Below are 6,961 nucleotides of genomic sequence, written 5' to 3'. Positions count from 1 at the left end.
ACCGGTACTAATGAACCGTGAGGCTTAACCTTACAACGCCGAAGATGTTTTGGCGATTTGAGAGATTTTTAGCTTAGATTACAGATTTTCGGGAACGAAAGATTTTACGCTGAGGCAAGGCGGCAAATGAAGTAAAGGAAGGAGCATACTGTAGTATGTGACTGAATTTGCGAATGCAGCCAACGCAGCATCGGTGTAAAAGATTCGTTTCTGACAACAGAATTTGCCTGGCGGCACTAGCGCGGTGGTCCCACCTGACCCCATGCCGAACTCAGAAGTGAAACGCCGTAGCGCCGATGGTAGTGTGGGGTCTCCCCATGTGAGAGTAGGGAACTGCCAGGCATCAAACAAGTGAAGAGCCCATCCTGACGGATGGGCTTTTTGCGTTTTTGTCGTCTGAACCGACCGGACATCGGTTACCCTTATCCGGTCTTACTTCATTACTCATGTACCAAATTCAATAACGGATAGGGTTTTCCAAGATCGTCCGTCTCAGAACGGCCTGTCACCTTAAAGCCCATCTTCTTATAAAATCCGACCGCTTGTTCATTCTGCTCATTAACGTTGGTCGTCAGTTTGGGCGCTAACGTCAGCGCGTGTTCAATCAACAGCTTACCCACGCCGCAGCCGCGGACCGTAGGGTCAACGAATAGCGCATCCATATGTTCCCCCGTAAGCAGCATAAAGGCGACCGGCTCGTCTTTCTCCGTCACCGCGACCCACAGCGGCGCTTCGGGTAAAAACGCGCTCACCAGATCTTCCAGTTCCGCTCTATACTCTTTTGATAAAAAATCGTGCGTTGCATCGACCGACCGACGCCAGATCGCAATCAGTTTTTTCCCTTCATCATGCCGTGAACGGCGGATACTAATAACCATATTTGCTCCTTTTCTTTGTTCTTATATTCTAACTCAAATGTCTCCGTGAAATTTTCTCACCCTGCACCTGCAGGCTCGACATTCACCTTATTCCTGGGTATCTTCAGCTGTCTGGATGTCTAAACGTTTATACGTATGCTATGAGGTAATAAAGTTATGCCAATTCGGGTGCAGGACGAGCTACCGGCCGTCAATTTCTTGCGTAATGAAAACGTCTTTGTGATGACGACAACTCGCGCGACGACTCAGGAAATCCGCCCGCTGAAGGTGCTCATCCTTAATCTGATGCCGAAGAAAATCGAGACTGAGAATCAGTTTTTGCGACTGCTTTCCAACTCTCCTCTGCAGCTTGATATCCAGCTGTTGCGCATCGATGCCCGCGAATCACGTAATACTCCGGCGGAACACCTGAACAACTTCTACTGCAACTTTGAAGATATTTGCGATCAGAACTTTGATGGCCTGATTGTTACCGGTGCACCTTTAGGTTTGGTTGAATTTAATGACGTTGCCTACTGGCCGCAGATAAAACAGGTGCTGGAATGGGCTAAAGATCATGTTACCTCAACGCTGTTTGTCTGTTGGGCTGTACAGGCAGCCCTCAATATCCTCTACGGTATCCCTAAACAGACCCGCTCTGAGAAGATTTCCGGGGTCTACGAACACCATATCCTGCAACCTCATGCCTTGTTAACCCGCGGCTTTGACGATAGCTTTCTGGCCCCGCACTCGCGCTATGCCGATTTCCCGGCGGCGCTGATACGCGACTACACCGACCTCGAGATCCTGGCGGAGACGGAAGAAGGGGACGCCTACCTGTTCGCCAGCAAAGATAAGCGCATCGCCTTCGTGACCGGTCACCCGGAATATGACGCGAACACCCTGGCCAGCGAATTCTTCCGCGATGTGGAGGCGGGTCTCGATCCCCAGGTTCCACATAATTATTTCCCGCAGAACGATCCGCAGAACAAACCGCGCGCCACCTGGCGAAGCCATGGCAATTTGCTGTTTATCAACTGGCTGAATTATTACGTCTACCAGATCACGCCATACGATCTACGCCATATGAATCCGACTCTGGATTAATCTTCTACACAACGCGATCCTAAAGCGTTTCAGCATTTTGCCTCTGGCACCTTCGGGTGCCTTTTTTATTTCCGAAACGCAGCTCATATTGTAATTAAACTTTATTTATATTGTTATCAATAGGTTAAATGATAATTAAATTAAAAATGGAAATTGTTTTTGATTTTGAAAAATAAATGCGTAGTCTTAATTGTGCTGAACGAAAACTACACAACGATCTTACGTTCGCGCCAACTGGATCAACCAAGAGGAGCAGCACATGACGCAGCAGGCGACAATCACTGACGAACTGGCTTTTAGCCAGCCATATGGCGACCAGGAGAAGCAAATCTTAACGCCTGAGGCCGTAGAATTTCTGACCGAGCTGGTGCGCCGCTTTACGCCTGAGCGCAATAAACTCCTGGCCGCGCGTATCCAGCAGCAGCAGGCAATTGATAACGGCAAGCTTCCCGATTTTATTTCGGAAACAGCTTCCATTCGTAACGGTGATTGGACGATCCGCGGCATTCCGGACGATTTGCAGGATCGGCGGGTAGAAATTACCGGTCCGGTAGAGCGCAAGATGGTCATCAATGCGCTCAATGCGAATGTAAAAGTCTTTATGGCGGATTTCGAAGACTCACTGGCGCCCGAATGGAGCAAAGTCATTGATGGGCAAATTAACCTGCGCGATGCGGTTAACGGCACCATCAGCTACACCAATGAAGCCGGCAAGATTTATCAGCTCAAGCCGAACCCGGCGCTGCTGATCTGCCGCGTGCGCGGTCTGCATCTGCCGGAAAAACACGTGACGTGGCGCAGGGAAGCGATTCCCGGCAGTCTGTTCGACTTCGCCCTCTATTTCTTCCACAACTACAAAGCGTTACTGGAAAAAGGCAGCGGCCCCTATTTCTATCTGCCGAAGACTCAGGCCTGGCAGGAAGCCGCGTGGTGGAGTGAAGTATTTAGCTTTACGGAAGACCGTTTTGAGCTGCCGCGCGGCACCATCAAAGCCACGCTGCTGATCGAAACGCTGCCCGCCGTATTCCAGATGGACGAAATTCTGCACGCCCTGCGCGACCATATTGTGGGTCTGAACTGCGGGCGCTGGGACTACATCTTCAGCTATATCAAAACGCTGAAGAATCATCCGGATCGCGTTCTGCCGGACCGCCAGGTGGTGACGATGGACAAGCCTTTCCTCAGCGCCTACTCGCGATTGTTGATTAAGACCTGCCACAGGCGCGGCGCGTTTGCGATGGGCGGCATGGCGGCCTTTATTCCGAGCAAAGATGCCGAGCGAAACAACCAGGTGCTGAACAAGGTAAAAGCGGACAAATCGCTGGAGGCGAATAACGGCCATGACGGTACCTGGATCGCGCATCCCGGGCTGGCTGACACCGCGATGGCCGTCTTTAACGGCGTACTGGGCGAGAACAAAAATCAGCTGTCCGTTACCCGCGAAGACGATGCGCCGATTACCGCTGAACAGCTGCTGGCCCCCTGCGAGGGCGAACGAACCGAAGAGGGCATGCGCGCCAACATTCGCGTGGCGGTGCAGTACATCGAGGCGTGGATTTCCGGCAACGGCTGCGTACCGATTTATGGCCTGATGGAAGATGCGGCGACGGCGGAAATTTCCCGTACCTCTATCTGGCAATGGATCCACCATGAGAAAACCCTCAGTAACGGCACACCGGTTACCAAAGCGCTGTTCCGCCAGTGGCTGGCTGAAGAGATGCGGGTGATTCAGGACGAACTGGGCGAGCACCGCTACAGCAGCGGGCGTTTTGATGAAGCCGCTCGCCTGATGGAACAGATCACCACCTCCGACGAGCTGATCGATTTCTTAACCCTGCCGGGCTACCGCCTTCTGGCCTAATTCACCACACAACAATATGGAGCATCTGCACATGAAAACCCGTACCCAACAAATCGAAGAATTAAACAAAGAGTGGACGAATCCGCGCTGGGAAGGCATTACTCGCCCATACAGCGCCGAAGATGTGGTGAAGCTGCGCGGCTCGGTCAACCCGGAATGTACTCTGGCGCAGCTGGGCGCGGCAAAGATGTGGCGACTGCTGCACGGGGAAGCGAAAAAAGGCTACGTCAACAGCCTGGGCGCGCTGACCGGCGGTCAGGCGCTGCAGCAGGCGAAAGCGGGCATTGAAGCGATTTATCTTTCCGGCTGGCAGGTCGCAGCGGACGCCAACCTGGCCTCCAGCATGTATCCGGATCAATCGCTCTATCCGGCGAACTCGGTACCGGCCGTGGTCGATCGGATCAACAACAGCTTCCGCCGCGCGGATCAGATCCAGTGGTCTGCGGGCATTGAGCCGAACGATCCGCGTTATACCGATTATTTCCTGCCGATCGTCGCCGACGCGGAAGCGGGGTTTGGCGGCGTGCTTAATGCGTTTGAGCTGATGAAATCGATGATTGAGGCCGGTGCAGCGGCCGTACACTTCGAAGACCAGCTGGCATCGGTGAAAAAATGCGGCCATATGGGCGGCAAAGTGCTGGTCCCCACGCAAGAGGCGATTCAGAAACTGGTCGCCGCGCGTCTGGCGGCGGACGTCATGGGCGTGCCGACGCTGGTGATCGCTCGCACTGACGCCGATGCGGCGGATTTAATTACCTCAGACTGCGATCCTTACGATCGCCAGTTCATTACCGGCGACCGTACCAGCGAAGGTTTCTTCCGTACCCATGCCGGTATCGAACAGGCCATCAGCCGCGGGCTGGCCTACGCGCCCTATGCCGACCTGGTGTGGTGTGAAACCTCTACCCCGGACCTTGAGCTGGCGAAGCGCTTTGCCGACGCGATCCACGCGAAATATCCGGGCAAACTGCTGGCCTACAACTGCTCGCCGTCGTTTAACTGGCAGAAAAAGCTGGATGATAAAACCATTGCCAGCTTCCAGCAGCAGCTGTCGGATATGGGCTACAAGTATCAGTTCATCACCCTGGCCGGTATTCACAGCATGTGGTTCAACATGTTCGACCTGGCCCACGCCTACGCCCAGGGCGAGGGGATGAAGCACTACGTTGAGAAGGTCCAGCAGCCGGAGTTCGCGGCGGCTAAAGATGGCTACACCTTTGTCTCTCATCAGCAGGAGGTCGGCACCGGCTACTTCGATAAGGTCACCACCATTATCCAGGGCGGAGCCTCATCAGTCACGGCGTTAACCGGCTCTACAGAAGAAGATCAGTTCTGATAATTTCCCCCTCTCCCTCTCTCCGGGGGAGAGGGATGGGTGAGGGGGAAGAGATGACGCGTGGCCTGGAATTATTGATTGCTCAAACTATTTTGCAGGGTTTTGACGCCCAGTACGGTCGTTTTCTTGAAGTGACTTCCGGCGCCCAGCAGCGCTTTGAACAGGCTGACTGGCATGCCGTCCAGCAGGCGATGAAGCAGCGTATTCATCTCTACGATCACCATGTCGGCCTGGTCGTCGAGCAGCTGCGCTGCATTACCGATGGTAAAAATACCGATACCGATTTTTTGCTGCAGGTAAAAGAACACTATACCCACCTGCTGCCGGATTACCCTCGTTTCGAAATTGCGGAGAGCTTTTTCAATTCCGTTTATTGCCGGTTGTTTGACCACCGCTCGCTGACTCCCGAGCGGCTTTTTATTTTCAGCTCTCAGCCAGAGCGGCGCTTACGCGCCATCCCGCGCCCGCTGGCCAAAGATTTCTTCCCCGAGCGCGGCTGGGACACGCTATTACGCAAAGTGTTATCCGATCTTCCTCTCCGTCTGCCGTGGCAAAACAGCGCGCGCGATATCGGTTATATCACCGCTTGCCTGCAGGAGGCGCTCGGCAGCGAGCTGCTTTCCCGGTCGCACCTGCAGGTGGCGAATGAACTGTTTTACCGCAATAAGGCGGCCTGGCTGGTAGGCAAACTGGTTACGCCGATGGCGACGCTGCCTTTTCTTCTGCCAATCCATCGCACCGATGAAGGCGAATTGTTTGTCGACGCCTGTCTGACGACGCATGCCGAAGCCAGCATCGTTTTTGGCTTCGCCCGCTCCTATTTTATGGTTTACGCGCCGCTACCCGGCGCGCTGGTCGAGTGGCTGCGCGAGATTCTCCCGGGGAAAACCACCGCTGAACTGTACATGGCGATTGGCTGCCAGAAGCATGCGAAAACCGAGAGCTATCGGGAATACCTGCACTATATTTCCCGCAGCGATGAGCAATTTATTGAAGCGCCGGGGATTCGCGGCATGGTGATGCTGGTGTTTACTTTGCCGGGATTTGACCGGGTATTTAAAGTCATTAAGGACCGCTTTGCGCCGCAGAAAGAGATGACCGCCGCCCACGTGCGCGCCTGCTATCAGCTGGTCAAAGAGCACGACCGCGTGGGAAGGATGGCCGATACCCAGGAGTTTGAGAACTTCGTCCTGGAGAAACGGCAAATTGCGCCCGAACTTATGGCCCTGTTACAAACCGAAGCCGGAGCGAAAATTAGCGATCTCGGCGATCGGATTGCGATCAGCCATCTTTATATCGAGCGGCGGATGGTGCCGCTGAATATCTGGCTGGAGCAGGTGGACGGTCCGGCGCTGCGCGATGCGGTAGAGGAGTACGGCAACGCCATTCGTCAGCTGGCCGCCGCCAACATTTTCCCCGGCGATATGCTATTTAAAAACTTTGGCGTCACGCGTCACGGCCGGGTGGTGTTCTACGATTACGATGAAATTTGCTATATGACGGAGGTGAATTTCCGCGAGATCCCGCCGGCGCGCTACCCGGAGGATGAGCTTGCCAGCGAGCCCTGGTATAGCGTCTCGCCTGGCGATGTTTTTCCGGAAGAGTTTCGCCACTGGCTGTGCGCTGACCCGCGCATCGGACCGCTATTTGAAGAGATGCACGCCGACCTGCTGCGCGCCGACTACTGGCGGGAGCTGCAAACGCGTATCCGCAACGGCCACGTGGAAGACGTCTACGCCTATCGCCGCCGTCAGCGTTTTAGCGTGCGCTACGGCGACCTGAAGCAGGCGGGATAGCCGA

At 54.5% G+C, this 6,961-nt stretch carries 5 protein-coding genes and 1 rRNA gene; 5 read left to right on the top strand and 1 reads right to left on the bottom strand.

Features of this window, described 5'->3' with window-relative positions; translation table 11 throughout:
• Positions 1–226 precede the first annotated feature (226 nt).
• A 5S ribosomal RNA gene (gene rrf, locus ABLU96_RS08910) occupies positions 227–342 on the top strand.
• Positions 343–440: 98 nt separating this feature from the next.
• Here rrf and ABLU96_RS08905 read toward each other — a convergent pair.
• Positions 441–878: an acetyltransferase gene (locus ABLU96_RS08905; protein ID WP_009651731.1), complete on the bottom strand. Its 438-nt coding sequence runs from the start codon at positions 876–878 to the stop codon at positions 441–443.
• Positions 879–1,034: 156 nt separating this feature from the next.
• On the opposite strand from ABLU96_RS08905, the gene metA reads away from it, so the two are divergent.
• The 4 genes from metA (at position 1,035) to aceK (ending at position 6,957) form a co-directional block, all read left to right on the top strand.
• On the top strand, positions 1,035–1,964 hold the full coding sequence (gene metA, locus ABLU96_RS08900) for a homoserine O-succinyltransferase (RefSeq protein ID WP_004109666.1): 930 nt from the start codon (positions 1,035–1,037) through the stop codon (positions 1,962–1,964).
• Positions 1,965–2,223: 259 nt separating this feature from the next.
• Positions 2,224–3,825, top strand: coding sequence for a malate synthase A (gene aceB, locus ABLU96_RS08895; RefSeq protein WP_004097698.1), 1,602 nt, complete (start codon positions 2,224–2,226; stop codon positions 3,823–3,825).
• A gap of 31 nt (positions 3,826–3,856) precedes the next feature.
• A complete protein-coding gene (aceA, locus tag ABLU96_RS08890; protein WP_004097699.1) occupies positions 3,857–5,161 on the top strand; it encodes an isocitrate lyase in 1,305 nt (434 codons plus the stop codon).
• A gap of 53 nt (positions 5,162–5,214) precedes the next feature.
• Positions 5,215–6,957, top strand: a complete 1,743-nt coding sequence (gene aceK, locus ABLU96_RS08885) for a bifunctional isocitrate dehydrogenase kinase/phosphatase (protein ID WP_025107719.1) — start codon at positions 5,215–5,217, stop codon at positions 6,955–6,957.
• The last annotated feature ends 4 nt before the right edge of the window (positions 6,958–6,961 follow it).

Origin of the sequence: Klebsiella sp. CN_Kp106 (genome assembly GCF_040064575.1) — a bacterium.
GTDB lineage: Bacteria > Pseudomonadota > Gammaproteobacteria > Enterobacterales > Enterobacteriaceae > Klebsiella > Klebsiella michiganensis.
Note: the sequence above shows the minus strand (reverse complement) of the source record. Positions and strands in the feature narration are given on the sequence as shown.